General features: G+C 37.7%; 25 protein-coding genes. 8 read left to right on the forward strand and 17 right to left on the reverse strand.

Annotation, left to right across the window (positions count from 1 at the left end):
• Positions 1–85 precede the first annotated feature (85 nt).
• The gene (locus AC4BHP_RS14965) at positions 86–1,726 is read right to left on the reverse strand and encodes a M20/M25/M40 family metallo-hydrolase (RefSeq protein WP_490553119.1); all 1,641 of its coding nucleotides are present in this window, start codon (positions 1,724–1,726) and stop codon (positions 86–88) included.
• 154 nt (positions 1,727–1,880) lie between these two features.
• Between AC4BHP_RS14965 and menC the strand changes: the two genes are divergently transcribed.
• Positions 1,881–2,999 carry an o-succinylbenzoate synthase gene (gene menC, locus AC4BHP_RS14970; protein WP_139892768.1) on the forward strand — a complete coding sequence of 373 codons (1,119 nt, stop codon included), beginning with the start codon at positions 1,881–1,883 and terminating at the stop codon, positions 2,997–2,999.
• A 59-nt stretch (positions 3,000–3,058) separates the two neighbouring features.
• Entirely contained in the window at positions 3,059–3,274 is a 216-nt protein-coding gene (locus AC4BHP_RS14975) for a YczO family protein (protein ID WP_066108303.1), read from the forward strand.
• 588 nt (positions 3,275–3,862) lie between these two features.
• Here the strand turns inward: AC4BHP_RS14975 and AC4BHP_RS14980 are convergent.
• Positions 3,863–4,438, reverse strand: coding sequence for a beta-class carbonic anhydrase (locus AC4BHP_RS14980; RefSeq protein ID WP_066108306.1), 576 nt, complete (start codon positions 4,436–4,438; stop codon positions 3,863–3,865).
• A gap of 168 nt (positions 4,439–4,606) precedes the next feature.
• Here AC4BHP_RS14980 and AC4BHP_RS14985 point away from each other — a divergent pair, with 168 nt between their 5' ends.
• Positions 4,607–5,743, forward strand: a complete 1,137-nt coding sequence (locus AC4BHP_RS14985; RefSeq protein WP_066108308.1) for an amidohydrolase — start codon at positions 4,607–4,609, stop codon at positions 5,741–5,743.
• A gap of 28 nt (positions 5,744–5,771) precedes the next feature.
• On the opposite strand, the gene megL is transcribed toward AC4BHP_RS14985, so the two are convergent.
• From megL to AC4BHP_RS15015, 6 genes are all read right to left on the reverse strand, one after another.
• Entirely contained in the window at positions 5,772–6,956 is a 1,185-nt protein-coding gene (gene megL / locus AC4BHP_RS14990; RefSeq protein ID WP_490553122.1) for a methionine gamma-lyase, read from the reverse strand.
• Positions 6,957–7,209: 253 nt separating this feature from the next.
• Positions 7,210–7,692: a Cys-tRNA(Pro) deacylase gene (ybaK, locus tag AC4BHP_RS14995; protein WP_490553124.1), complete on the reverse strand. Its 483-nt coding sequence runs from the start codon at positions 7,690–7,692 to the stop codon at positions 7,210–7,212.
• A 14-nt stretch (positions 7,693–7,706) separates the two neighbouring features.
• The gene (locus tag AC4BHP_RS15000; RefSeq protein WP_066108315.1) at positions 7,707–9,383 is read right to left on the reverse strand and encodes an ABC1 kinase family protein; all 1,677 of its coding nucleotides are present in this window, start codon (positions 9,381–9,383) and stop codon (positions 7,707–7,709) included.
• Between the two features lie 40 nt (positions 9,384–9,423).
• Positions 9,424–9,720, reverse strand: a complete 297-nt coding sequence (locus AC4BHP_RS15005) for a phasin family protein (protein ID WP_225983642.1) — start codon at positions 9,718–9,720, stop codon at positions 9,424–9,426.
• 177 nt (positions 9,721–9,897) lie between these two features.
• Positions 9,898–10,890: a Gfo/Idh/MocA family protein gene (locus AC4BHP_RS15010; protein WP_066108319.1), complete on the reverse strand. Its 993-nt coding sequence runs from the start codon at positions 10,888–10,890 to the stop codon at positions 9,898–9,900.
• Between the two features lie 266 nt (positions 10,891–11,156).
• Positions 11,157–11,387, reverse strand: a complete 231-nt coding sequence (locus AC4BHP_RS15015; protein WP_066108321.1) for an excisionase family DNA-binding protein — start codon at positions 11,385–11,387, stop codon at positions 11,157–11,159.
• 350 nt (positions 11,388–11,737) lie between these two features.
• On the opposite strand from AC4BHP_RS15015, the gene AC4BHP_RS15020 reads away from it, so the two are divergent.
• The 4 genes from AC4BHP_RS15020 (at position 11,738) to AC4BHP_RS15035 (ending at position 16,185) form a co-directional block, all read left to right on the forward strand.
• Positions 11,738–13,369 carry a Na/Pi cotransporter family protein gene (locus AC4BHP_RS15020; protein WP_175354313.1) on the forward strand — a complete coding sequence of 544 codons (1,632 nt, stop codon included), beginning with the start codon at positions 11,738–11,740 and terminating at the stop codon, positions 13,367–13,369.
• Positions 13,370–13,736: 367 nt separating this feature from the next.
• On the forward strand, positions 13,737–14,162 hold the full coding sequence (locus AC4BHP_RS15025; protein ID WP_148631109.1) for a DUF1641 domain-containing protein: 426 nt from the start codon (positions 13,737–13,739) through the stop codon (positions 14,160–14,162).
• An 89-nt stretch (positions 14,163–14,251) separates the two neighbouring features.
• Complete coding sequence (locus AC4BHP_RS15030) at positions 14,252–15,433, forward strand: NAD(P)/FAD-dependent oxidoreductase (protein ID WP_490553128.1); 1,182 nt, start codon at positions 14,252–14,254, stop codon at positions 15,431–15,433.
• A gap of 272 nt (positions 15,434–15,705) precedes the next feature.
• Positions 15,706–16,185 (forward strand): flavodoxin domain-containing protein, encoded by a 480-nt coding sequence (locus AC4BHP_RS15035; RefSeq protein ID WP_066108330.1) that lies wholly within the window; start codon positions 15,706–15,708, stop codon positions 16,183–16,185.
• A gap of 56 nt (positions 16,186–16,241) precedes the next feature.
• Here AC4BHP_RS15035 and AC4BHP_RS15040 read toward each other — a convergent pair whose 3' ends face one another.
• The 4 genes from AC4BHP_RS15040 to AC4BHP_RS15055 form a co-directional block, all read right to left on the reverse strand.
• On the reverse strand, positions 16,242–16,853 hold the full coding sequence (locus AC4BHP_RS15040) for a TetR/AcrR family transcriptional regulator (protein ID WP_066108333.1): 612 nt from the start codon (positions 16,851–16,853) through the stop codon (positions 16,242–16,244).
• An 8-nt stretch (positions 16,854–16,861) separates the two neighbouring features.
• Complete coding sequence (locus tag AC4BHP_RS15045) at positions 16,862–18,826, reverse strand: ABC transporter ATP-binding protein/permease (RefSeq protein ID WP_490553131.1); 1,965 nt, start codon at positions 18,824–18,826, stop codon at positions 16,862–16,864.
• 277 nt (positions 18,827–19,103) lie between these two features.
• Complete coding sequence (locus AC4BHP_RS15050) at positions 19,104–19,865, reverse strand: SDR family oxidoreductase (protein ID WP_066108337.1); 762 nt, start codon at positions 19,863–19,865, stop codon at positions 19,104–19,106.
• 373 nt (positions 19,866–20,238) lie between these two features.
• Positions 20,239–21,024 (reverse strand): SDR family oxidoreductase, encoded by a 786-nt coding sequence (locus tag AC4BHP_RS15055; RefSeq protein WP_139892739.1) that lies wholly within the window; start codon positions 21,022–21,024, stop codon positions 20,239–20,241.
• A gap of 303 nt (positions 21,025–21,327) precedes the next feature.
• Here AC4BHP_RS15055 and AC4BHP_RS15060 point away from each other — a divergent pair, with 303 nt between their 5' ends.
• Entirely contained in the window at positions 21,328–22,422 is a 1,095-nt protein-coding gene (locus AC4BHP_RS15060; protein WP_066108340.1) for an SH3 domain-containing protein, read from the forward strand.
• A gap of 115 nt (positions 22,423–22,537) precedes the next feature.
• Here AC4BHP_RS15060 and AC4BHP_RS15065 read toward each other — a convergent pair whose 3' ends face one another.
• From AC4BHP_RS15065 to AC4BHP_RS15085, 5 genes are all read right to left on the reverse strand, one after another.
• Entirely contained in the window at positions 22,538–24,037 is a 1,500-nt protein-coding gene (locus AC4BHP_RS15065; protein WP_490553135.1) for a malate:quinone oxidoreductase, read from the reverse strand.
• A gap of 293 nt (positions 24,038–24,330) precedes the next feature.
• On the reverse strand, positions 24,331–25,491 hold the full coding sequence (locus AC4BHP_RS15070; RefSeq protein WP_490553137.1) for a DUF2075 domain-containing protein: 1,161 nt from the start codon (positions 25,489–25,491) through the stop codon (positions 24,331–24,333).
• Positions 25,488–25,793 carry a GIY-YIG nuclease family protein gene (locus tag AC4BHP_RS15075; protein ID WP_490553139.1) on the reverse strand — a complete coding sequence of 102 codons (306 nt, stop codon included), beginning with the start codon at positions 25,791–25,793 and terminating at the stop codon, positions 25,488–25,490. Before AC4BHP_RS15075 ends, AC4BHP_RS15070 begins: the two co-directional genes overlap by 4 nt.
• The gene (locus AC4BHP_RS15080) at positions 25,790–25,945 is read right to left on the reverse strand and encodes a hypothetical protein (RefSeq protein ID WP_490553141.1); all 156 of its coding nucleotides are present in this window, start codon (positions 25,943–25,945) and stop codon (positions 25,790–25,792) included. Before AC4BHP_RS15080 ends, AC4BHP_RS15075 begins: the two co-directional genes overlap by 4 nt.
• Positions 25,946–25,986: 41 nt before the next feature.
• Positions 25,987–26,289: a nucleotide pyrophosphohydrolase gene (locus AC4BHP_RS15085; RefSeq protein ID WP_490553143.1), complete on the reverse strand. Its 303-nt coding sequence runs from the start codon at positions 26,287–26,289 to the stop codon at positions 25,987–25,989.
• Positions 26,290–26,435 lie beyond the last annotated feature (146 nt).

Consider the following 26,435-nt stretch of genomic DNA (forward strand, 5'->3'; position numbering starts at 1 on the left):
ACCTCCTTCCCTTATTATCATTTTCTACAGAAAGGCGAGAATTATGGCAGGTAAGTTGAGGCAATATAGTACAAAAAGAACATCATTATTGGCAGCCATAGACCACTTGTTTAAGCAATTTGGGAACAACCTCAGTGGAAAATGGAATATGCAGCCTTTCTGTACGTTTGTGTGCGTCCTTACCATATGGACCGATATTTACGGCTGGTATATCCAATTCCCCAATAATAGAAAGCGGAAGATTATACCCCTTCCCGTATAGAGGCATTTCATTTTCTAACACCGGCATCACTAAATCACGATCACGTAAACGGCAATAGCTTACATCGGAAAGCCCTGGAAAATAAGACATGATCTTTATTTCTTCATTAAATTTCTCTTTAGCGATCCTAACGCAGTGCTCTACTATACCTTTTGCTTTCTGATCCCTTTCATCCTCTTCCAAATAAACGTGTGGATAATAAGGTGGAGCGAGCATGATCATATAAAAAGGGGCCTCTGATTTGAAAAACGCTGCCACTACATCTGCAATTTCAGCTGTTAATTTGGCCATATTCATGCCTGCGTCCTGTTCGAGCAATGCAATCTTTGCGTTTATTTCTTTCATAAACATATGGCCATATTCTCTACAGCCTTTATCAAATAACTCTTGATAAGTATATACACTGGGCTTAAGGTTAGGTTTTCTTGAACCATGTCTTCCATACCCAAGTAAATCATAAATATTTGATAACCGTCCTTCTATATACCTGCTGCTTTCTTCGCCAATATCTTTCAGCTTGTTTATGACTTCTTCCGGATTTTGCTTTAGCGTAAGGATATTAGCTAGTACATATGCTGCAGTTGGCGTTTGGACATTATATGCTTCTTTTAGATCCATTAATTTTAAGATCGTAGGCAGAGGATTCTGTTCCCCGCGTTCTTGTTCTAAAAAGGCTAAGGATAACTCCAGTCTTTCCGCTATCACACCTGCCATCCAGGCGGCATTCATGCCCTCAAGCGGTTCGCCTACATGTGTTTCAGTTCCTACACAAAAAATTAAGGGCAATAACTTACCCACAGATCCTGTATAAAAATATTTTGTACGGTCTCCTGGATATGCACCAAAACTCGGCTCCGAGCAAATGGCCACTTCCAAATCCAGTTGATATTGGTCCTTGAGTCCCTTAATCAACTCAACTCCCGCAAACATTCCGGCCGAATATCTCTCTTCATCCGGTGTAGCTAAAAATAATAGGTTATGTTTCAAATTGCCATGTTCGGCAGCTTCTGATAGTAAAGCCATCTGAATAGCAAGTCCGGCTTTCATATCCATAATTCCTCTTCCAAAGATCCACTCTCCAGACTTCAAATCCTGCTCGGCATCAACTGAAAGGTTTTCCTCTGCCATTGCACTTGTACATTCCAATGGTGAAAAAGCGAGCGGTGCAAGGCGTCCGTAATCTTCAACCCCAACTACATCATAATGGCTTAAAAGTATAATTGTTTTTTTACTCGTTTTACTACCTTGATAAAACGCAGCAACTGCTTTTCGATTTAATAGATCTCCTGTAATTTCTTTTCTGTATATTTGATCGGGGTAATTTTGAAAATAAGGCATTTCCTTAAGGATCGCAGAAATTTCGTCCTCCATACGCAGCTCACCTCTTGTTCCCGTTACACTTGGCACTTTTACAAGGCGGTATAATAACTCCAAAATCCCTTCCTTTGTATTCCAATGACCCATACCTTATCCCCCCACTTTTTCTATCTTTTTCTAAAATTATAGCAGTATTTGGTCGAATATTCAGTTAAATATTAATAGTATAGCTCTCTATTTTGCCGTTGCTAATTAGATATGTTACGGTATTCTTACAATTAAAGGAGCGGTTACAATGGATATTTCTATCAATATTAAAGAGATTACTCTCCACTATATTTCAATGGAACTAAAGAATTCCTTTACTACTAGCTTTGGAAGCTTGAAGGATAGAGAAATGATTATTATTGAAATGGTTGATTGCGACGGTATGGTTGGGTGGGGTGAATGTGTTGCCTTCCGAGAACCTTGGTATACGGAGGAAACACTCCAAACTGCTGCACATATTATGAAAGATTTTTTAATCCCCAAACTCATCCAGCAGCCAATCTATCATCCGGATGAACTTCAGCATCTTTTTTCTCCCGTTCGCAAAAATCCAATGGCTAAATCGGCTCTCGAAGGCGCAATTTGGGATTTATATGCGAAGAAAAATAATAAATCCTTATCGAGAGCTTTAGGTGGAACTAAAAATGAGATTGAAACAGGAGTTAGTATTGGACTGCAGACCTCAGATGAACATTTATTTCGCCTGATTGATCATAGCCTTGAGCAGGGATATAAGAGAATTAAGCTTAAAATCAAACCCGGTCAGGACATCTCTCTTATTCGGACAGTTCGTAGGAGATACCCACACTTACCCATTATGGCTGATGCAAATTCAGCCTATTGTTTAGCAGATATGGACCTCCTAAAAGCGCTGGATGAATTTGATTTAATGATGATTGAACAGCCGCTTCGTTTTGACGATTTTTATGAGCATGCCATTCTTCAGCAACATATCACAACACCGGTATGCCTGGATGAAAGCATTCAATCATTCGAGAACGCCAAACAAGCAATTGCTCTGGGTAGCTGCAAAGTGATTAATTTGAAAATTGGACGAGTCGGCGGTTTATCAGAAGCCATTAAAATTCTTCATCTTTGTGAAGCCAATAATATTTCCGTTTGGTGCGGCGGTATGCTTGAATCTGGAATTAGCCGAGCCCATACGATTGCACTGGCTTCCATGCCACAGGTTAATCTGCCTGGTGACATTTCGAGCTCCAGCCATTATTGGGAGCAAGATATCACGTCCCCTAGCGTGATTGTCGAGAACGGTGTCATTCAAGTTCCTGAACAAGCCGGAATGGGTTTTGAAGTTAATCGAAAATGGCTAGCCCATTACTCAACTCACAAAGAGTCCTTCACTTCCAAATAATGTGTATTCTTATTCTATAGGGGTATAGAATAAGAAACGAACAATGGGAGTGAATACACATGACAAAGGAAAAACCATTATCGAAGAAAAAAATGGACAATCCTGAAAACTCAATGACTGACAAAGAGCATATGCTCGATAGATTTGAAGATGAACAGCATGTAGACACCATTCCTATCGAAGATTTACGAGAAGAAAATCTTGAAGAAAAAGATAAGACTGCTACGAAGAGCACTTCTTCCAGCGAAAAGAAATACGAGCCCGAAAAACAGTAAGCATGGAGCCAGTTTATCTGGCTCTTATTTATTTCGCCTTTCCAAAAATCCCCTAGCTAATATCCCTCTGTAAACACCGTAATTAAATTCAAAAATATTCCTCAAAAAGTCATCCAAGACCCTCTATATTTCTTATACAAGGGGGGGTTCTAAGTAGGCCAATAAAGTTCAAAACATACTCAATCCGCTTACAGCCAAATCTCAAAGGATTGCAACAGAGATTATCCGAATATCCAGCTTTACACAGGAAAGTTCTGCATCCTCACAGGAGATTCTCGCTAATATCAAAGAGCAAAACCAGCTAATAACCGGTATTTCTCATAGCTTTAATGAACTTGATAATCTAGTTGAAAAACTGGATGGATTAGTGCAGATTTAAATAAAAAACCCGCTATTCATGTTTACGCAGCACCTATTCGATGCGGATTCATGATTGACGAGTTTTTAAATTACATATTAATGTAACTCGTCGTATTTAGTCCCTATCGTTAAAGGACTTCAACAAATGTCTAATACTAACTATTCTTTAATATGTCGCAGTCCCTTTAATCAAAAAATGACGTGTCCCCACGTCATTCATTAATAAACTTATTCCGATTTCACTTTTTCATATCCATTGACGACAACAGATAATTCCCCGGTCGATGGATGAATAACCATTCCCGTTACTGGTATATATGCAGGCATTAACGGATGATTCTTAACCAGATTAACACTTTCCGTTACGCTTTCATGGACATTAGAGAAGCCCTTAACCCACTGCTTCACATCTATTCCTACATGCTCCAAAGTAGAAAAGGTCTCATTAGGTACTCCATTATCAGTCATTTGTCCAATCAATTGATTTGGATCCATGGCAGCCATACCGCAATCCTCATGGCCTACAATAAATACTTCTCTTGCTCCCAATGCATGAATTGCCACAATGATGGAACGCATCACACCGCCAAATGGATGATTTACGATTGCCCCGGCAGTCTTTATAATTTTGACATCTCCGTTAGCAATATTCATGGCCTTTGGTAACAACTCAACCAGCCTGGTGTCCATACAGCTTACTATAACCATTTTTTTATCGGGAAATTTAGTGGTCTCATATGGCAAGTATTCTTCCTTGTTTACAAATTCACGATTATAAGCAAGAATTTCATCTAATGTATTCATTTATTTCTCCCCTTCATACAGCCTTAAATCCATTGTACCTAAGTATTTATAATAGTTGAAATAATATACAATTTCATCCGAAGGAAACTTTCAACAAAAGATGCGTACACTATCATAACAGGTTACTAAACAGTATTACCGGACAACTAATGAAAGGATCCATATACTTTGAAGACAAAACTTAGGCAACTTGAACCCTATATACATTCCATTTTTGAATATTTACACTCACATCCTGAGATAAGCTGGAAAGAGCATGAAACTGCAGCCTTTATTGAAAAGCGATTAATCGAAGAAGGGGTTAAGTGTAACGCTTTCCCCTCATTTCCCGGTTTAGCTGCTGAAATAGGCTCCGGCAAGCCAGTCATTGCTTTACGAGCGGATATGGATGCCCTTTGGCAGGAATGTGATGGAACCTTTAGAGCTAATCATTCATGCGGACATGATGCGCACATGTCAATCGTTTTGGGTGTAGCCTTGATGCTCAAAGAATTGACTGAGACTGAAAAAGAAAAAGGAACAGTTCGATTTATCTTTCAGCCGGCAGAAGAAACGGGTGAAGGTGCCAAGGCTGTAACGAATCTTGGAATTGTAGATGACGTTGATTATTTATACGGTCTCCATCTTCGTCCAATAGAAGAGCTGCCTCTTGGCATGGCAGCTCCTGCGATCAATCATGGGGCAACCTACCATCTTTCAGGAAAAATCATTGGAGAAGATGCACATGGAGCGCGGCCTCACTTAGGGACAAGTTCAATAGATGTCCTAATTATGATGCATCAGCTGCTTCAACAAATTAAACTGTCGCCGATGAAACCACATTCCATCAAAATCACCAGATTCGAAACAGGTAATGAAAATTTAAATGTTATACCAGGTACTGCTTTGTTTGGAATTGATGCCAGGGCTCAATCAAATGAAGACCTGAACATCATTAAAGAGCAAATAAAGCAAACCTTTGCTCAATTAGAATCAATCTTCCGCATTCATATCCAACTAGAACCATATCCAGATACACCGGCTTCCATCATCTCCGCCAAGGCGGCTCAGTTTATGGAAAAAGCTATTTTGGATACAATGGGGCATAAAGCATTAAGCCCTACAGTGTTAACTCCCGGAAGTGACGATTTTCACTTTTATACGAAACTTCGCCCTTCCATAAAAGCAACCATGCTGGCACTTGGTGCTGATTTAACTCCCGGACTTCATCACCCAAATATGACATTTGATCGTTCCTGTATAATAGAAGGCATCGAAATCCTAACAAGAGCTATTCTCCATACGTTAAAGGCTGAATCTCTATAATAAAGATTCAGCCCCTTTATAGTTATACCTAATCATTTCCCAGCGCTTGTTTTATATCCCCCCATAGATCTTGCCAGTTTTCCAATCCAACGGATACACGCAGCAATTGGTCTGTAACACCCATTTCCAATCGTTCAGATTCCGGAATAATAGCATGAGTCATTGAAGCCGGGTGACAAATCAATGTTTCAACATCACCTAAGCTGACTGCAATTTTAATAAGCTTCATCCTGTTAAGGAAGGCTTGTGCATCCTCTTTACTGCCTTTTATTTCGAAAGCGATAATCCCTCCTGGCTGACGCATTTGTTTCATAGCTGCCTCATATCCAACGTTTTGCTTATCTCCAGGATAATAAATCCGCTCAACTTTTGGATGTTCTTTAAGCTTCTCATAAATTTTTTGAGCATTTTCGCTATGACGGTCCATCCGAATTGGCAAGGTTTTGATTCCCCTTAACAATAGCCATGCATCAAAAGGCGCCATAATTCCCCCGACGTCCTTTAACATTGTTTTTCTAACTCGTGATATGAATTCACGGGAACCCGCAGCCAAACCCGCTACAACATCCCCATGTCCGCAAATATATTTTGTTGCACTGTGTACAACTATGTCACATCCCAGCTGAAGGGGCTGTTGCAAGTATGGCGAAGGAAATGTATTGTCCACAATGACGGGGATCCCATTTCTTTTAGCCACCCGTGCCACCATTTCCAAGTCAATGACTCTCATAGTTGGGTTTATTGGCGTTTCAACAAATATACACGTTGTTTCAGGTTTAATTAACTCCTGTATTTGTTGCTCTGTTTCCATCGGACTAAAGTCATGATGGATGTTATACTTCTCTTTCATCATGACTAATAAATCGAATGTACAACCATAAATACCGAGTGAGCATAGAATATGGTCATTTGCCTTGGTAAGTTCCATTAAAACAGCTGATACAGCAGCCATACCAGACCCAAATGCAATTCCTTCCTCAGCTCCTTCCAATACTGCTATCTTCTCTTCTAATGAGCGTACGGTTGGATTGCCTAATCTCGAATAGATAAATCCATTATCTGTACCGGCAAATCGCTGTTCCCCCTGTTCAGCGGATTCAAATGTAAAGGTGGAAGTTTGATAGATTGGCATAGAAAGGCTTCCTTGATGTTCGTTTGATTCATATCCGGCATGGATAGCTGCAGTTTCAAAGTGGGTATATTTCTTATTCATATAGCTCCCCCTATTTCAAATGTAAAAAATTTCAATCCCCACTTTATCATATGGCATTCACCCAAAAATTGTAAACAGTCTTATCCAGATATTTTAAAACCCGACTTTCATTACATACAAACTACTGACCCAACATTAAATAGAACTCATCACTTCATACAGAGAAAAATAAGGACCCAATACTTATTAAATCCGGTGTATCTGTTTACTAATCTCCCTAAATTACAAGAAAAAAAGGCCCTAATCAGACCTTTCACCCATGTATAACGTCAGCAAAATCGCCATCTACTACTGATGTAAGTAAATCAGCAACCTTTACTTTCATTTGCACTCCTATTTTTCCTGCACTGACTATAATTTTTTCCTGAATTTCAGCTGATACATCTATGTATGTTTTATACTGCTTTTTCATCCCAACCGGTGAACAGCCACCGCGGATATACCCCGTATATTTTTGTATGTCTTTCATAGGCAGCATTTCAACTTTCTTTTCACCAGAAACTTTAGCTGCTTTTTTCAAATCTAGCTCTGAATCTACAGGAATCACAAATACATAAACAGAGCCAGTCCCTGAAATGGTAACGAGAGTCTTATAGACAAGACGATAATCCTGGCCTATCTTCTCTGCAACGGAAATACCCTCAATTTTCCCATCGCGATTTTCGTATTGAAATATTTCATACTCAATTTCTTTTTGATCTAAAAGGCGCAGTGCATTCGTCTTTACGTTTCCCACTTAAAAACTTCCTCTCAAAATTTGCCCGATTTAAAAATTGAATAAAGTAAATACAGTACCATTAAGGTGGCGATAATCGATCCAATTTCAATAATAGGCACTTGCCATAATATAGAACCGCTCCCTCTAGATGATGATCCTATAATCAAGCCTGCCATAATAATACTAAAGGACAAGAGAATAATCGCATAGGAAAGCTGGTTCCCGACCTTATCCATTTTACCAAGGAACACATCTAGTTGCGGCACTTCTATTTGTACACGAAATTTACCTTCTTTCAGCTTATTCATCAATTCATTTATATTGCGAGGCATTTCGTCCAGGATATCCGAGTATTCCACTACTTTGTTCCACAAGGAGTCCGCCAGGTTTTTAGGCTTCAGTCTTTCTTTAATCAACTTCTCCCCAAACGGCTCAATTACATCAATAATATTGAATTCCGGATTCAATGTTTCTACAACACCTTCCACTGCAAGGAAGGTTTTACCCAGCATAGTCAAATCAGATGGGATACGGATATGATGTAAGTAGGTTAATGTAAAGAAGTCATTCACTGCTTCACTCATATTTAAAGTATTTAAAGGATGACCATAATACTTATCGATAATTTCTTCTACATCAGATCGCAGTTTATCATAATTGATATCATCAGGTGTGAAGCCCAGCTTCAGGATTGCACGCATGACACTATCCGTATTACCTCGTTTTAAGGCAATAATCAATGTTGCAAATGCATACTTTATCCGTGTATCCAGGTGTCCAATATTACCGAAATCAATCAAAACAATTCGATTTCCAGGTTGAATCAGGACATTGCCTGGATGTGGATCTGCATGAAACAGACCGTTGATTAAGATTTGATTCATCATCGCATCCGTAAAGCGCTCACTGATTAGTTGCCTGTCAAACCCAAGTTCATCTAGCATTTCGATTTCATTTATTTTAATACCTTCTACATATTCCATCGTTAATACTCGCTTAGTAGAGTAGTCCCAATAAATAGATGGTATCTTAATTATGTCATTATCGATAAATTGATTAGCTATTTTTTCGGAATTTCTTCCCTCAATTCCATAATCCAGTTCCTGATGTAAGGATTGAGAAAATTCATCCACTATATCACTTATGCCATAATCTCTAGCCCAGCTGAATCGCTTTTCTGCCAATCTAGCAATATTGTGCAAGATTTCTAGATCTGTCTCAATATTACCCTGGATATTAGGGCGTTGCACCTTTACAGCGACCTCTTCCCCTGTATGAAGAACAGCCTTATGTACTTGACCAATAGAAGCCGCAGCCAATGCTTCTTCTGTAAAGTCGGAAAACAGTTCATCAATTGTTGCTTCCAGATTCGATTCGATAATCTTTTTGACTTCTTCAGGGGAGAAGGCAGGCACATGATTCTGCAGCTTTTCCAATTCCAAAATAACGGAAGGAGGAACGATATCAGGTCTTGTACTCAGCATCTGCCCAAGCTTTACAAAAGTCGGGCCCAATTCCTCAAGAATGGCACGAATCCGCTCGGCAGCCGGCCGATTTTTAACCTCCTTGCCTTCAAACGTCCACTGCCCTCCAAACGGTAGCATATCGGATAATCCCAGTTCTTTGGCAATGGATCCAAATCCATTATGAATCATTGCACGGATGATATCCTGGTACCGATTAAAGTGACGTATTCTCTTTTCAAGCATCTGCTTCCCCCCTAACCTGCTCATTCATAAACTTGTGTTGTTATTGATTTTTCTCCTCTAACAAAGCAATTCGATTTTCCAATCGTGCAATGTCTTCTTTTGTGGCAAGATCCATTTCTGCCAGACGTTGCTTAACCTTTAAATTAATTTGTTGTTCAAATTCTGTCCGGGCTTCATTACCCTTTTTCACTAGATCTTCCACCATTGATTTAGATTCTGCCTGAGTTACTTCACCCTTTTTCACCAATTCATCCACTAATTTTTCAATTTGTTCCTTGCTTGTTACAGCTGCTCCAATTCCCATAGAAAACGTTTTGTTTATAATGTCCCTAATCATGCTCACTTCTCCTCCTTGAACTTATGATTAATAGAATAAAGCAAAGTTTTTCCCACTATTACCTTTCCACCCCTTAATTAAAACAAACCTATAAATTGTGTATTTTTTTTGAATTAATAAACATCTCTGCTTATAAAAAATAGAAGACCGCCCTGCCGGCAGCCTTCTATTAAAAAATTATTCAGATTCTCTTTCTGTACTAAATACAATTCCACTTTCTTTTCGGGAGTACTCTGTAATTTCCAGTACCCCTCTACTAATCTCAATTAGCTTTTGATAATCTGGCTGTTTATCATGGTTGATAATATCGATAAAAGTATCAATTTCATACACCATATCATTCTCTTTTTGAGGAATTGAAAAGGGTTCGCACACTTTTGTTTCTCTATCAATATACTCAAGCTTTTGAATGGTTCCTGATCCAGGAAAGATAATATTCCCCGTCTCCCCATGAATTTCATTTGACCCATAGGAATTAACTATTTTCGAGCAAACAATTGTACATACAAAATCAGAATACTTGAGGATTAGTGTTCCTCCTCCATCAACGCCACTATCAAGCATAACTGGAGTATAGCTGGTCGAGATAGGTTTTCCGAAAAGGGCGAAGGCCATGGCAAGAGGATAAACACCTAGGTCCACCAAAGCACCACCTGAATAATCAGCTGAGAAAATATTAGGAATCTCCCCCTCCAGTAGTTGATCATATCTGGAAGAGTATTTCATATATTGTAAGTTTATATTACGAATTCTCCCCACTCGTCTAATATTATCCTGCAGTAACTTGAAGTTGGGTGTATGAAGGGTTCTGATGGCTTCAAAAAGATAGACGTTATTCCTTTTAGCGATTTGATATGCCTGATCCAGCTCTGCCACATTAGAGAATAACGGTTTTTCACATATGACATGTTTCCCGTTTTCTAACATTAAAACCGCTTGTTCAAAATGACATGAGTTCGGAGAAGCGATATAGACAATATCGATTTCCTTACATTTAGCTAGTTCCTCCAGCTGATTAAAAACAAGATCGACCTCATGCTTATTCGCAAAACGAGACGCCTTATCCAAATTTCTTGAATAAATCGCCTTTAGATAAAGACCATCGCTTTCTAAAACTGCATCTATAAATTGTTCTGTAATGCTACTAGTACCAATTGTTGCTAGATTCATAAGTAACCTCTCCCTCGCCTACCAAAATAAAAATCATAATTTCAAAAGTGCCATTATATTCTTACTAGTACCCCAATAAAGGAGCATGCTTACCTATAATAAGAATTTTTTATAATTACGAACGCTACATAAATCATATCAAAAAATGACTGCAGACATTACAATTAGATGCAAAGATTGGTTGTTACTAACTGTTTAATTGGCAATGAAGATGGGATAAGGATTTAAGCAAAAAAAAGAAGGCAAAATTTGCCCCCCCTGTTTTATTAATCCTCATCTTTTGCATCCCAATCTTCAGGAATCGGTTCAGTTAACCATTCCTGGAAAAGCTTTTTATATTCCTGCAGCTGCTCTTGATAATTGGAGAATTGATCATTGTTAATCAAATACTGCTCCCCGTCAAATATAGCCCGGATTTTCTTTTGCTTGATAAGAGTTTCAAGATAGGATTCCGGCAATGATAAGTATTCTGCTGTTTCTTTCACGGAAAGGTACACCAATCATCCCCCTCTTCTCCCGAAAATATTGTTTATTAAGTCTATCATATTTTCTACTGTTCTTCATTCAGTTGAGGATTTAGAGTATACATATCTTTCATATCTGGTACTGTTATCTATTATAGAAATCATTAATTCTATCCAGAATTCAATGTAACCATACACTGTTTTTCTTCAAAAACCTATATTTTAAAATAATATATTTTTTTTAATTTATTGATAAATTACACGAACGTAAAGGAACCGTAAAGTTATAGTTAAATATGACTGTTTAGTATTTACTTTCAACTTCTTGTCAATAATAATGATAATCGAAAATATTTTTCTAAAATAATGTTGAGGTGTAAACAGTGGATGTAAGTATTCAAGAAATGCTTTTTCAATTTCTCGGCGGATTGGGTATCTTCCTATTCGGTATCAAATACATGGGGGATGGACTCCAAAAATCCGCAGGTGATCGACTAAGAGATCTATTGGATAAATATACAACCAACCCTATTATGGGGATTCTGGTTGGTATTCTAGTTACAGTTTTAATTCAAAGTAGTTCAGGTACAACAGTTATCACGGTTGGATTGGTAAGTGCCGGATTTATGACACTCCGCCAGGCTATTGGTGTCATCATGGGGGCAAATATCGGTACAACCATTACTGCCTTCATTATCGGTATTGATGTTGGCGAATATGCATTACCAATTATCTTTGTCGGTGCATTTTTATTATTCTTCTTTAAAAACCAAAAGCTGCACAACTTCGGTCAAATCCTATTTGGATTCGGATTATTATTCTATGGCCTAGAGCTTATGAGCAGTGGAATGAAGCCTCTACGTACCTTCGAATGGTTTCATGATCTAACTGTCAGCTTAAGTGATTATTCCATACTCGGTGTTGTAGTAGGAACAGTCTTTACATTATTAGTACAAAGCTCCAGTGCTACAATCGGAATCCTTCAGGGATTATTTGGTGAAGGGCTTATTGACCTGCAAGGTGCCTTACCGGTACTATTCGGAGATAACATCGGAACAACTATCACTGCCCTTCTTGCATCGATTGGTGCATCAGTTGCCGCTAGACGTGCTGCTTGTGTACACATACTTTTCAATGTGTTCGGTACAATCATTTTTATGATTTTGCTCGTTCCATTTACGTCCCTTATTGGCTGGTTCCAACAAACACTTGGACTAAATCCGGAAATGACCATTGCCTTTGCACATGGAACATTCAACATTACAAACACACTGATCATGATTCCATTCATTGGTGTATATGCGTGGATTGTTACTAAACTCATTCCAGGAAAAGATACTGTTATTGAGTATAAACCAGAGCATCTGGATGAACGAATCATCGACCAATCTCCTTCTATTGCACTTGGACAGGCGAAAAAGGAAACTTTGCGAATGGGCGAGTTTGCTATTAAAGGATTGGAAGAAACGTATAACTACCTGTTAACTAATGAAACTGCTTCATTGAATACAGGTAATCAAATTGAAGAGGCTCTTAATAATTTAGATCACAAAATAACAGATTATCTTGTTAAAGTCTCCACAAGTTCACTGTCTGCTAATGAATCTGACGAACATAATATTCTAATGCATACCATCACTGATATCGAACGCATTGGCGACCATTTCGAAAATATTCTGGAATTTGCAGAGTATAAAAATACAAATAAAGCAACATTTACAGATGAGGCCACAGAAGGCATGTCTCAAATGTTCACACTAACTATAGAAGCGGTCAAAGAAGCGATGGCGGCAATAGAGAATCAAGATAAGGAAAGTGCCTACAAGGTACTCGAATTGGAACGTAAAATCGATAAGATGGAGCGCCAATTAAGAAAGCAGCATGTCATCCGTTTAAATAATGGATCCTGTTCTGCACAAGCAAGCCTTGTTTACGTTGATATTTTAAGTAATCTTGAACGCATCGGCGATCACGCTAAAAACATTGCCGAAACTATTATCGGTGAACAAGAATAAACAGAAAATAGACTCTCCTCGGAGAGTCTATTTTCTTCCCTTCATTCATTATTTCAATATTATAAAATGCCCTAAACACACTCTCTCCCCATTAACTATTTTAGATTTACACATATTTATCATCCTCAAAAATCCTCCTGTTTTCATTATTTATAAATCAAAATTACAACGGTAACTATTGATGAATGAAATATTTCACTATCAATATAGTGTAAATAGTATTCTTTTTGCTATGAAAGCGCTTTTTTCGAGCAAAAAGTTTTGTGAATTTATACACAAGGAGTATGCTTAAAGTAGAGGATTTATGGTTATATAAATATAACTAATTTAATTTTTCGCTATAACAAACAGAAATGGGGTATTTGCTATGTCAGACACAATGAAACAGCAATCAGAGACACAATCCTCTCCGGTTGCTTCACAAGAAGAATTGTTAAAACAATTATCAAAACCAGAGGTTCAGGAATCATTAGTTACACTATTAAATCAATTACCACAATTAACTGAAGTTGTAACAGCACTGAACAAATCATATGAATTCGCTCAATCCGTCGCTACTGATAAAGTATTAGTAAACGATTTTGCCAATACAGCGAAGGAATTTGCAGAGCCTGTTACGAAAACAGCCAAACATATAGCTGTCAATGCAATGGAAGCAAAGGAAAGAGCTGAACAAAGCAAAGAAGTGATCAGTGTGTTCGGTTTGATGAAAATGCTAAAAGATCCTCAAATCCAAAAGGTTCTTCGCTTTGCCAGCGCTTATCTTCAAGTAAGCAACGAACGTTCCAAATAAAAGCTTATTCATTTATACAAAAAGCACTTATTAAATGATTTTAATAAAATACTAGATTAAAAATATTACAAACAAGGGTGGAACATATCATGGCACAAGAAATTGTTATTTTAGGAGCAGGGTATGGCGGTCTTCTTTCAGCATTATCAGCACGTCAGCATTTAACATCTGAAGAAGCTACTATTACAGTTGTTAACCAATATCCGACACATCAAATCATTACTGAACTGCATCGTTTGGCAGCAGGCAATATTAGCGAAGGCAGAATTGCTATGCCATTAGATCGTTTGTTTAAAGGAAAAGATATTAATCTAATCATCTCTAAAGTTGAATCTATATCAGCAGATGAAAGAAAGGTAACCCTTTCAAGCGGAAAAATCTTAACCTATGATAAATTAGTCGTTGGATTAGGCAGCCAAACTGCTTATTTTGGCATTCCTGGACTTGAAGAAAATAGTATGGTCTTAAAATCAGCAGAGGATGCTAATAAAATTAACAAGCATATCGAAGATCGAATTAAAGAATATGCACAAACTAAAAATCCAGCCGATGCAACCATTGTAATCGGTGGCGGCGGACTAACCGGTGTTGAATTAGTTGGAGAAATTGCAGATACAACCCCTAAAGTAGCTAAAAAATATATGGTTGATCCTTCTGAGCTTAAATTTATCTTAGTTGAAGCAGGTCCAAAAATTTTACCTATGCTTCCTGATCATTTAATTGAACGTTCAATGACAAGCTTAGAGAATCGTGGAGTTCAATTCTTGACTGGACTTCCTGTCACAGGTGTAAACGGAAATGTGATTGAATTAAAAGATGGCCAACAAATTATCGCCAACACATTTGTATGGACTGGCGGTGTACAAGGCCTTCCTGTTATCGGCGAATCTGGTTTAGCAGTAGATCGTAACCGTGCTACTGTTAATGAATATCTACAATCTACTTCACATCCTGATGTTTATATTGCTGGTGACAGTGCAGTTGTCTTCCCTGCTCCTGGTGCGAGACCATACCCGCCAACTGCACAAATGGCTTGGCAAATGGGTGAATTGATTGGTTATAATATTGCGGCATCCATTAAGGGTACTCTTCCTGAAGTATTTGCTCCAGTAAACTCAGGAACATTAGCAAGTCTTGGACGTAAAGATGGCGTAGCCATTATTGGCGGGAACTCAACACCATTAAAAGGCTTACCGGCTACAATAATGAAAGAAGCAAGTAATATCCGTTATCTTTCACACATTAAAGGTTTATTCAGCATAGCCTATTAATAAATGTTAAATCCTGTCCGCTAAACCAGCGGACAGGATTTTTTATTGGCTTTATACACCTCTCTCTTGTCCTATTAACCTTTTCCATGGATAAGTAGCTGGCGGACCAATCAACTACTTGCGGCCAAAGATTATTTCTACAGATTGCCCTCTATCTCTAAAACCTAATGTCAGATAATATTAGAAGTTTCTGATATTTCCCCTTGGTAGGATGACAAAAAGGGTATATGCTTTATATAGACACGTCATCTTAGAAGGGAGCCATATTAGTCATGAACATATTGATTGCTTATGCTTCAAAAAGCGGAACTACAGAAACATGCGTACATATCCTTGAACAAGACTTTAATGGGCATGCAAAATTAGTTGATCTTACGCACACTGATCCTTCGCTGGATGCCTATGATACTGTTTTGATTGGCGGTCCCATCCGTTATGGGAAACTTCATTCGTCGGTTAAAAAATTCGTAAAAAACCATCTTAAAGATTTTAAACAGAAAGAGGTCGGTCTATTTATTTGCTGCGCTGATGTCGGAAATGCTGAAAAATACTTTCAAACCAACTTTCCAGATGAGTTACTTGAGCAAGCAACAGCAATTGACTGCTTCGGTGGAGAAATTCGTTCTCACGCATTGGGAATTTTCGAGAAATTCATTGCCAAAATAGCATTAAAATCGTACCCGGCAGACCAACAGCCTTCTATTCTTAAAGATAATATTCATATATTTGCAGATCGAGTGGAAGCTACCTGACTATAATAAAAAGCCTTGAACCTGTTTAGAACACACGTTCAAGGCTTTTACTTTGTTTATTTCAGTACACCATATTTAATAAAATGAAATTGACGCTCCATGTCTTTTCTTTTTTGGCTTACAGTCGAAAGATCATTTAACGCCAGGATAATTTGATTGAATGTGATAGTTCTCAATATCTCAATAACTTGAAACAATTCCTCTTTTATTTCAACCTTTAGTAAATGAGTGTCAGTAACTAGATTCAGAAACTTCTCTTGTTTCTCTTCCATTTCACGTACATCCGTAAAGCTCATTAAATGTTCAGCTAGCTTACTATCCGTCCGCGTAAATACATTGACCAAAAACTTGGAATGAGCAGGATCCATCGCTTTCTTAGTTATATAATCAAATAGCAGAAAGTGAATTGAAAAGAGGTTTACCCCGGCGTTAATCTTGCTGTTAATCTGATCCAAGAGGTCACTTTTATATTCATTTAATAAATACAGAAACAGATCTTCTTTATTTTCAAAGTAACGATAGAAGCTTCCCCGAGGAATTTGCGCTTCTTTAATAATTCGATTAATTGATGCATCATAGAAGGAATATTGGCTAAATTCCTCCTTAGCAGCCTGAATAATCCTGATTCTCTTTTCCGCTGGTAAATTCACAAATGTTTGACTCGGCATATACTTTCCTACTCTCTGCGTAAAGAGTCAACTGGATCCAATTTAGCCGCTTTATTGGCGGGCATAAGTCCAGAAAGCATGCTAATAATGATGCTAGCAGCAACACCGAAAACAAGATATGCTGGGGTTATTTGTACAATTTCAAAATCAATTAATTTAGTTGAAAGGCTATTAGCTACAAAGGTTAATAAAGAGGCTGCCAGAACACCGATAATTCCACTCGATAATCCAATCAGGAATGCTTCAGATACAAAAATTCTTCTAATATCCATGCGTCTTGCACCAATCGCTTTTAGGACCCCGATTTCCTTCGTACGCTCAACAACACTAATATGGAGAACAACCAAAATCATGATTGCTGAAACAAAAAGTGAAATGCCTGAAATCCCGGTTAATACATATGTCAAAACATCCAGCATTTCGTTCATCATAGCTGTCATTGTTTCTTGCGATGAACCATTGTAGCCCATATCCTTGATTTTTGCTTTTATATCTTCCGTAAACTCTTCATTATCTGCAACTAAATAGATACTTGTAGGATCCAATGTCTGACCGTTATCCTCTGCAAGCTGTACCAGATCCTCATAATTGGCATAGATTAAATCCATCGCTGCAAATTGACTGCCTAATGAAATAATTCCACTAACCGTATAGGTTTTTTCATATAACTGTTCATTAAGCATTAGCGTTACGTTAACATCTTTACCGATCATATCTACGCCTAATTTTTCAGCGGTACCCTCCGCAAGGAGAATTTCTTGTTTTCCAGGTAAAGTGCCTTCCTTAATACTCGTATCTGTTATGTTAGATGAAATGGTTGTAATCATCATCAAATCAACCTTTTTGTCTCCATATTTAACCGCATTGGAGCCAAATGAGATGAGATTAAATCCCTTTTCCACTGAAGAAACATGCTCGATTTCGGATAATTTCTCGATATCCTTTTCCTCAAATGGTGTCTGTTCTCCCATCATCGATAGCATCATTGCCTGATTTTCATCCACTGATGGCGGAAGTTCCTCTTCCTCAGAAGGCATATTAACTTCTACGACAAGCGGATTCACCATACTGTTCATAGAGTCATTCATATAGGTCTTCACACCATTTCCTAATGAAAGGAAAAAGATGACACTCATGATTCCTATGCTTGCTCCTAATGAAACCCAAACATTTCTACCAAGCTTCTCTTTCATATTCAGAAATGCAAGTTTCACGGCCGCCACAAAGCTAAGGTTTTCACCACCCTTCTTTTCCACTTGATTGGATTGAGGTTCCATTTGTTCTAGAGGTTCTCCTCTGTCATCACGGATAATTTTCCCATCTGCAATTTGGATTACCCTTGAGGAATGGTTCGCTACTCGCTCAGAGTGAGTAACCATAATAACCAGCTTACCTTGCTTAGCAATATCTTTTATGATCGCCAATACTTGTTCCGTTGTTTCAGAATCAAGTGCTCCGGTTGGTTCATCGGCAATGATGATTTCAGGATCATTAATTAATGCACGCGCAATCGCAACCCTTTGCTTTTGACCGCCGGATAATTGATTTGGCTTTTTATAAATATGATTTTTCAAACCAACCTGAGTTAGAATCTCCTCCGCTCTTTTAATGCGTTCCTCTTTCCCTACATTCGATAAAGTCATCGCAATCGTGACATTATCGAGGACAGACAAATGCGGAATCAGATTAAAGCTTTGAAAAATAAAGCCTATTTTATTTTTTCGATATTCATCCATTTCTTTTTCATTAAACTCACCAATATTCTTCCCTTCAAACTGAACGGAACCGGTAAAATCAGAATCCAACCCGCCAATCAGATTCATTAGAGTGGATTTACCACTTCCTGATTCACCAATGATGGAGACCAATTCTCCCTTCTCAAAGGAAACATTAACATCTTTAAGAGCAGGGAAGTATTGACCATCTGCAATCGGGTATTGTTTGTTCACATGATGCAACTCAAGTACTTTCATATACGTTTGATGACACCCTTTACTTATTAGTCTCTTGATGTAATTAGTCTGGTCAGTTTCATGACAGTTTATCAAGTAAGACTACTATAAGTGACAACCTGTCACCTGTCAATTAATTATATTAAAATAATATTTATTAACTGAATATATTTTATTTAAAGTGATTATGTGAAATTTTGTTATTTAAATATATATTTTCTTATTCAAAAGAAAAGCAGCTTGTCCCTCTAAATCAGAGAAACAAGCTGCCTAATTGTAATCAATTATTTAATATTTATTAGAATGCTGAAGTCCAACCACCATCAACTACTAAAACTGTACCATTTACAAAGCTGGAATCCTCAGAAGCAAGGAATAAGGCAGCTGCTGCAATTTCTTCCGGCTGTCCCACTTTAGGAATCGCAGCTTGTGCTAATCTAGAACGTCCCATTCCAAATTCATTAACTTTTCCCATCGATGCAGAAATATTGGTCTCAACCGCACCTGGTGCGATTGCATTACAGCGAATGCCTTCTTTTGCATACATAAAGGCTGTGTTCTTAGTAAGACCAACCACCGCATGCTTGGAAGCACCATAGGCTGCACCTGCATGAGCACCGTTTAATCCACCAGTAGAAGCAATATTTATAATTATGCCTTGGCCTTTTTCCTGGAATAATGGAACGACCTTACGCATGGAACGCATAACACCTTTTGTATTTACATCAAAAATTAAATCCCATCTTTCATCTTGTATATCCGCAACAGGTTCGAAACCATCCATAATGCCTGCATTGTTAACAAGTATATCTAATGTACCAAATTCACTAACAGCTGTATCAATCATTCCCTCGATATCTTCAAGCTTTGCAACGTTTACTTGCAATGCTTTCGCTGTACCACCATTGTTTGTAATCCCTTCGACTACATTTTCGGCACCCTCAAGGTTAAGATCTGTTACAAGGACTTTAGCTCCTTCTTTTGCATAAAGCTCTGCAATCGCTTTCCCCATTCCGGATGCTGCACCTGTTACAACCGCTACTTTTCCCTCTAATTTCATTTTGAACTACCTCCTCATTAAAGTATAGGCTCTGTTTATCCATACGGATTTTAAAATTTATACTTGGATTTGTCTGTGACACTTCGTATTAATCCAGCATAAAAGCGAGACATACCCAATGTCCTCAGATCCATTTCAAGTAAAACCTGCTTAGCCAACATAACGGACTTTAACATAGCCTAATTTTGCCTAGACATAAAAGAAAGTAAGTTTACCCGAAAAAAATGATATTCTTGCTTCAGGAATATTTTAACTTATATTTAAATTTAAATAAAACTAAAACACCTAACCTACTAGATCAAAAGTTGGACACAATGTGACAATTAGTAGTTAAAGAGAAAAAAGAGTGAAAGTATATTAAGACTTTGTCGAATTAAACTTCCATCCCCCACTTTTTCTGTTCAGCTTCCTTCATCTGTTTTTCTGTTTGCTCTGGATAAACTGTACGGAATTTATGGTGTTCTGCCGGGATAATTTCTATCATTTTTTCAATCATATCCTCTGGATCCATTTGATTTTTCAATCCCTCTTCCATTGCTTTCATATCTTCTTTACGGGTAAAGTGTTCTTCCTCATTAAACCATTTCCATTTTTCTTCTACAGCCCGATCGTTGAAACCCGTATCAAATGAACCCGGGTTAATAGTCGCCACCTGTATGCCAAACTCTTTTAATTCATCCTTTAATGTCAAAGCCATTGCTTCAATGGCATGCTTGGTCGCTGCGTATGGACCTGCATAAGGAGTTGTCATAATGCCTGCCATTGAACTTAAGAAAACAATTTTGCCCATACCTTTGTTAACCAGCTTTCTTGCAGCGATTTGAGCTGTCTCAAGCGTGGCAAAAACGTTCACTTCAAAGATAGCGCGGAACCGTTCCATTGGTATTTCAGCGAGCGGTCCACCTTCATTAATCGCGGCATTCGCCACAAAAATATCAAAATCATATTTATCAATTTCTCTTAAATCAATAGGATTGGTAATATCGAGCTTAAAAACTTCCATATTTATTCCCAAGTCTCTCGTTTCCCGCATAAGCGCTGTTTTCTGAGATGTCGTCTCAGTCGTCGCTATGACATGATGACCTTTTTTCGCCAGACCAATAGCCGATCCTTTGCCGAGTCCGCTCCCTGCTCCAGTAATAAAAATTGTTTTTTCCATTTTATATTTCCTCCTTTCCCCTTCTATCACTTCTTTTTTCTTCTTCCCGATGGCAATTAGCATAAACATTCATCCATTGGCTGAAAATTATTACTTGAGATCTGCTATATTGGTAAACCATGTATTAATTTTAAAAATATTTCATTAAATATCCGTAAAATTCATAGAACAATAGAACGAAATTGGGCAGGACCACATGATTAAAAAATTTAAATCTAGTAAAATAAGAAGAGCTCGTTTACGACTACATTTAGAAGTAAATAGAATAAGGAAGTACATAAATTATTAAGGAGAAGTGAATACATGATCAAAAAGGGGATTGCAATCATAATCGCACTGTTCGTGATTCTTTCAGGTCTTCCCGTGGAAAATAACGTTCAAGCTGCATCATCCAAATATGTAACGGCCAGTACACTAAATGTACGAAGTGGTCCAGGAACTACATACAAAGTTGTTACAACTGTTAAAAAGAATACCTCAGTCAAAGTAGCTCAAACGAAAGGCTCATGGGAAAAAGTAACGGTTGGAAGCAAGACTGGCTGGGTTTCCAGCAAATATTTAACATCTAAAAAACCTGTTGCAGAAGTAACTTCTAAAACGATGTATGTCACAGCAAGTACATTAAATATTCGCAGTGGAGCCGGAACTAAGTACAAAGTAGTTACAACTGTTAAAAAGAACAGCTCAGTTAAAGTAACTCAAACGAAAGGCTCTTGGAGCAAAGTAATCATTGGCAGCAAAACCGGTTGGGCTTCCAGTAACTATTTAACTTCCAAAAAGCCCGCAGCTCCGAAAAATTTAGCTGAAGGCTTAAAGACAGTCGAAAGCAACAAGCAACTCATTCTCGTTACTTCAAGTGGATATAATACATCGAAAGCTGAAATCCGCACATTCGAGAGGAACTCTAAAGGAAAATGGGTACCTGTATTAATAACCAAAGGTTATATTGGGAAGTATGGATTTGCAAAGGAAAAGGACATGAAAGAAAGTGGCAAGAGGTCTCCGATTGGGAAGTATACAATCGGTACAGCTTTTGGCCGAAAAGCAAATCCCGGAACAAAGCTGAATTATCGTAAAATCACAGCGGATGACGTATGGGTTGATGATCCGAAATCGAAACTATACAACACTTGGCAGTCCAAAAAGAAAACCAAGGGTCAATGGAAAAGTGCAGAAAATATGAATATATCAGCCTACACATATGGGTTTGTAATCAACTACAATACGAAGCGAACACCTTATAAGGGAAGCGCAATCTTCTTCCACATTGGCAACAGCTATACTTTAGGCTGCACCGCAACATCTGAAGCAAACGTGAAAAAGATTTTGAAATGGTTAGACCCTAAAAAGAAACCAGTCATTATTCAGACTCCAATTAATGAACTTAATACGTACTAATAAAACAACCCTGCATCGGTAAGTCTAGTGCAGGGTTGTTTCTACTGTTCATAAAATAAAGATAGGGCAACCCGCTTAGTATAGTGAGTTGCCCTTATTTATAATTAAGCTATGCTTAGTTACAGATCATTTCTTTTGTACAAAGTCCCAGTGTTTCTGTAGTTGATTGATTAATTTCTTTGAAAAGATCAGGATTTTCCATTAAAGATAGACCATAAGATGGAATCATTTCTTTTATTTTAGGTTCCCACTCCTTCATATTTTGAGGGAAACATTTATCCAATACTTTAAGCATAACGTGAACAGCAGTAGAGGCTCCAGGAGAGGCTCCGAGCAATGCAGCAACCGAACCATCTTCAGCACTGACCACTTCTGTACCAAATTGAAGTGTTCCCTTTCCTTTTTCTGTATCTTTGATTACTTGCACACGTTGGCCTGCCACAACTGTATGCCAATCTTCGCTGTTGGCGTTTGGAATAAATTCACGTAATTCCTCCATACGCTTCTCATTCGATAGCATGACTTGCTGAACCAAATATTTAGTCAATGCCATTTCTTTAACTCCCGCCGCCAGCATCGTAATAACATTATTCGGTTTTACGGACCCAAATAAATCAAAGTTGGAACCAGTTTTTAAGAACTTGGGCGAAAAACCGGCAAATGGCCCAAATAATAACGTTTTCTTATTATCGATATATCGTGTATCTAAATGAGGAACAGACATTGGTGGTGCACCAACCTTAGCCTTTCCGTATACTTTTGCATGATGCTTTTCAGCGATTTCCGGATTGTTACAAACCATAAACAGTCCGCTTACAGGGAAACCTCCGATATGCTTGGACTCCGGAATGCCTGTTTTTTGAAGTAAAGGGAGACTTCCGCCTCCTCCACCGATAAAGACGAAATGTGCCGTATGGTACTCAAGTTTACCATCTTCTAAATCATGCACCTTCACCTGCCATAGACCATCAGTGGTACGTTTAATATCTTCTACACTATGACTATAATTGACTTCTACACCGCTACTATGTAAATGTTCAAACAGCATACGTGTTAACGCACCGAAGTTAACATCGGTTCCTGAATCAATTTTTGTGGCTGCAATCGGTTCATCCGTTGAGCGTCCCTCCATTATAAGAGGAATCCATTCTTCTAGTTTCTCTGGATTCTCTGTAAATTCCATTCCTTCAAACAAAGGATTTTTAGAAAGCGCTTTAAAACGCTTTTTCAAAAAAGTTATATTATCCTCTCCCTGCACTAAACTTATATGAGGAATTGGCATGATAAAATCCTGTGGATTTTGAATCAAATTGCTGTTAACCAAATATGACCAAAACTGCTTCGATTGCTGAAACTGCTCATTAATATTGATAGCCTTGCTAATATCTAAAGATCCATCAGCTTTTTCAGATGTATAGTTAAGCTCACACAGTGCAGAATGACCCGTCCCTGCATTATTCCATTCATTTGAGCTTTCTTCCCCTGCACTTGCAAGCTTTTCAAATACTTTGATGTTCCATTCAGGTGCTAACTCTTTAAGTATTGACCCCAATGTCGCGCTCATAATCCCGGCACCAATTAAGATAACGTCTGTTTTCTTCTGCATGTTGCTCATTATAACCATCCTCATCCCCTAATTTGTAAAAAAGAGCAAGCTCTCCTGTTTAAAAAAAGCAAAAAGAAAGGCTCTGCTTAGGAAACCCTTTCATCTCATTTTTTACCATATCTCATACCATTATAATGATTCTTCGACTAAAATATCTACTATTTACAGATAATTATAAACTATTTGTCGATTTTATTGAAGATGGAAGCTTTTATTCAAAAGAAGGCAGACAAAACACCTTATACCCTTATTCAGATTGGTTAAGGGTTTTGCCTCTTATAATGAAATTAGCTTCTTGCTTCCTACCTAGGAAATCTATTTTCTTGAAGTTTTAACAATCTACCCCTTAATTCCGGATCATGTGCATATAAGTACAGGCCGTGTATGCCCCTCTTCATCAGTATGTTAAGTGAATTCAAAATAATTCTTTCCATAATTTCTTCACTGTTTTTATACTCATTCCTTCCCCTGAAGGCCTCTGTATCTTTATAGTTTTCAGGAATGATTTTTAACATTTCAGTTTCTTTATCATAGCCGATTGATGGGCCTAGAATAACTCCAACATAATTTAAGTCAAAGCCTTGAATTGTATAAATCGATCCAACTTCCTTTATGGTATTTGCCTCTTCTGCCCATGTATGATTTCCATAATCATTATTCCATGGAAGTTTAAAACCATCCTCTTCCACGTAATAGGTTTGTCCATCTTTCTTATGTATATAATCGAAGGTGGACACAATTCTCGCCAAACCAAATTTGTTATTCTGCTCTTGGATTACGTTATACATTTCTGCTGCCGATCCGAAAATCCGAAAATCATATGCATCTTCAATCGGCATCGGAGTAATTTTCTTCTCTACAAAATTATTAATCCAATTGACCATATTATCAGAGGCACGCATTCGAAATTGATTCGTCAAAACATAATTTCCTGTATTACAGCCCTTTGTGATTGAATAAAGCTTTTCTTCGTCCCAGTAGCTTTTCATTTTTAAGACTTGCTTGTCATCATAGACAATAATGGCTACCTTGCTGTGTCTAATAATCTCTTCTAATTGATTTTCTTCGTTGAAATTATTGTAGCTATCAAGTTTTGTTAACAATAAATGAGCTTCATCTACTAAAACGATATCAACCTTTTTCCCTAATTTCTTTCGCTTGTTGATAAATGTTGTCGGCTTTTCAAAATTCTTTTTAGAAAGGACTTTAACATTTCCAGCTATTTTTCTATAGGTCTTTAACATCTCAGAATGATTGACTAATAAATAGTTTTCAGTTTTGAATAATTCGTTATCTTTTTCCTTGGAGAGCTCTTGAATTTTATTGAAAACCGAACTTAAGACAACACTCTTTCCGACGCCCGCTTCCCCTTTAATAAGAAAAACAAACGGTTTTTCATCCTGAATATGTTCCTTGCATACCTTTATGATTTCCTGCTGCAGCTCTAACTGTTCAGTCGTCATTTCCTTAAAGGGTCTTTATTCTCAATTGCTTGTGCGGAATGATCAACAATTTTTCTTTTTAAAAGTTCAGTCCAAATTTCATCAAAAACTTGTTCATCATAGTACTGTTTTTCATAATAGTTATGCATTACATTCTTTGCAGTTTGACTCTTGTTCTGCAGCTTATAACGTTCATCCGCCAAGAAATAATTGATTAGCTTCGTTTCAATATTATATGTAGCCGAGCGATTAAATTTATTATGGATAATCAAGGACATCTTACTTAATGATTTTCGTTCATGGTTATTCAGATGGTCCCTCATCCGATTTTGACTGCCACTGTTTCGCCTATATAGACGGTAGTTTCGTTGTTCAGAAAATACACGACAGGATAATCAACATAATAGCCGCTCAGGCGATTTATTGATGCCTTGTTAAAAGGCAGTGTCTCAATTTCTACTGTACTTGTAGTCATCCCGCACCTCCACATCACACATGATTGTAAGCTGAATATGATTATTTCTTTGCCGGAGCAGGGTATTTTATGGCGTTCTTCTTCAGTTTCTTGAGTGCTTCCTCTTCCAGATCGATATCCAATTTATCCGCTAACTGCAAGAGATAGATAAATACATCGGCCATTTCTTCTTTTATATTGTCGATTGAATCAGCCACTGCCTCTTCGCTATCTCTCCACTGGAAATTTCCCAATAGTTCATTCGCTTCCAATGAAACCGAAATCGCTGAATCTTTCTCATTATGATATTGTCCCCAATTCCGCTCATCCCTGAACTCTAAAACCTTTTGCATCACTTTTTCCATTATAAAACCACCTAGTTTTTATTCTATATACTCTACTTTATCATTTTTATCAGAAAATATTAAAAGGACCTACCTATTATTGATCTGCAAAAAGTTGAATGAGCTCAGAGGATTGATTGGTAATTTGGCTTTACAATATATCCGGA

Source organism: Pradoshia sp. Z4_20 (genome assembly GCF_058216035.1).

Bases quoted from the DNA above. Each gene is read 5' to 3' on its own strand.
- AC4BHP_RS14965 (WP_490553119.1), bottom strand. From the start codon at position 1,726: ATGGGTCATTGGAATACAAAGGAAGGGATTTTGGAGTTATTATACCGC.
- AC4BHP_RS14975 (WP_066108303.1), top strand. From the start codon at position 3,059: ATGACAAAGGAAAAACCATTATCGAAGAAAAAAATGGACAATCCTGAA.
- AC4BHP_RS14980 (WP_066108306.1), bottom strand. From the start codon at position 4,438: ATGAATACATTAGATGAAATTCTTGCTTATAATCGTGAATTTGTAAAC.
- megL (WP_490553122.1), bottom strand. From the start codon at position 6,956: ATGAATAAGAAATATACCCACTTTGAAACTGCAGCTATCCATGCCGGA.
- AC4BHP_RS15000 (WP_066108315.1), bottom strand. From the start codon at position 9,383: ATGCTTGAAAAGAGAATACGTCACTTTAATCGGTACCAGGATATCATC.
- AC4BHP_RS15005 (WP_225983642.1), bottom strand. From the start codon at position 9,720: ATGATTAGGGACATTATAAACAAAACGTTTTCTATGGGAATTGGAGCA.
- AC4BHP_RS15010 (WP_066108319.1), bottom strand. From the start codon at position 10,890: ATGAATCTAGCAACAATTGGTACTAGTAGCATTACAGAACAATTTATA.
- AC4BHP_RS15025 (WP_148631109.1), top strand. From the start codon at position 13,737: ATGTCAGACACAATGAAACAGCAATCAGAGACACAATCCTCTCCGGTT.
- AC4BHP_RS15030 (WP_490553128.1), top strand. From the start codon at position 14,252: ATGGCACAAGAAATTGTTATTTTAGGAGCAGGGTATGGCGGTCTTCTT.
- AC4BHP_RS15035 (WP_066108330.1), top strand. From the start codon at position 15,706: ATGAACATATTGATTGCTTATGCTTCAAAAAGCGGAACTACAGAAACA.
- AC4BHP_RS15040 (WP_066108333.1), bottom strand. From the start codon at position 16,853: ATGCCGAGTCAAACATTTGTGAATTTACCAGCGGAAAAGAGAATCAGG.
- AC4BHP_RS15045 (WP_490553131.1), bottom strand. From the start codon at position 18,826: ATGAAAGTACTTGAGTTGCATCATGTGAACAAACAATACCCGATTGCA.
- AC4BHP_RS15050 (WP_066108337.1), bottom strand. From the start codon at position 19,865: ATGAAATTAGAGGGAAAAGTAGCGGTTGTAACAGGTGCAGCATCCGGA.
- AC4BHP_RS15055 (WP_139892739.1), bottom strand. From the start codon at position 21,024: ATGGAAAAAACAATTTTTATTACTGGAGCAGGGAGCGGACTCGGCAAA.
- AC4BHP_RS15060 (WP_066108340.1), top strand. From the start codon at position 21,328: ATGATCAAAAAGGGGATTGCAATCATAATCGCACTGTTCGTGATTCTT.
- AC4BHP_RS15065 (WP_490553135.1), bottom strand. From the start codon at position 24,037: ATGAGCAACATGCAGAAGAAAACAGACGTTATCTTAATTGGTGCCGGG.
- AC4BHP_RS15070 (WP_490553137.1), bottom strand. From the start codon at position 25,491: ATGACGACTGAACAGTTAGAGCTGCAGCAGGAAATCATAAAGGTATGC.
- AC4BHP_RS15075 (WP_490553139.1), bottom strand. From the start codon at position 25,793: ATGAGGGACCATCTGAATAACCATGAACGAAAATCATTAAGTAAGATG.
- AC4BHP_RS15080 (WP_490553141.1), bottom strand. From the start codon at position 25,945: ATGACTACAAGTACAGTAGAAATTGAGACACTGCCTTTTAACAAGGCA.
- AC4BHP_RS15085 (WP_490553143.1), bottom strand. From the start codon at position 26,289: ATGGAAAAAGTGATGCAAAAGGTTTTAGAGTTCAGGGATGAGCGGAAT.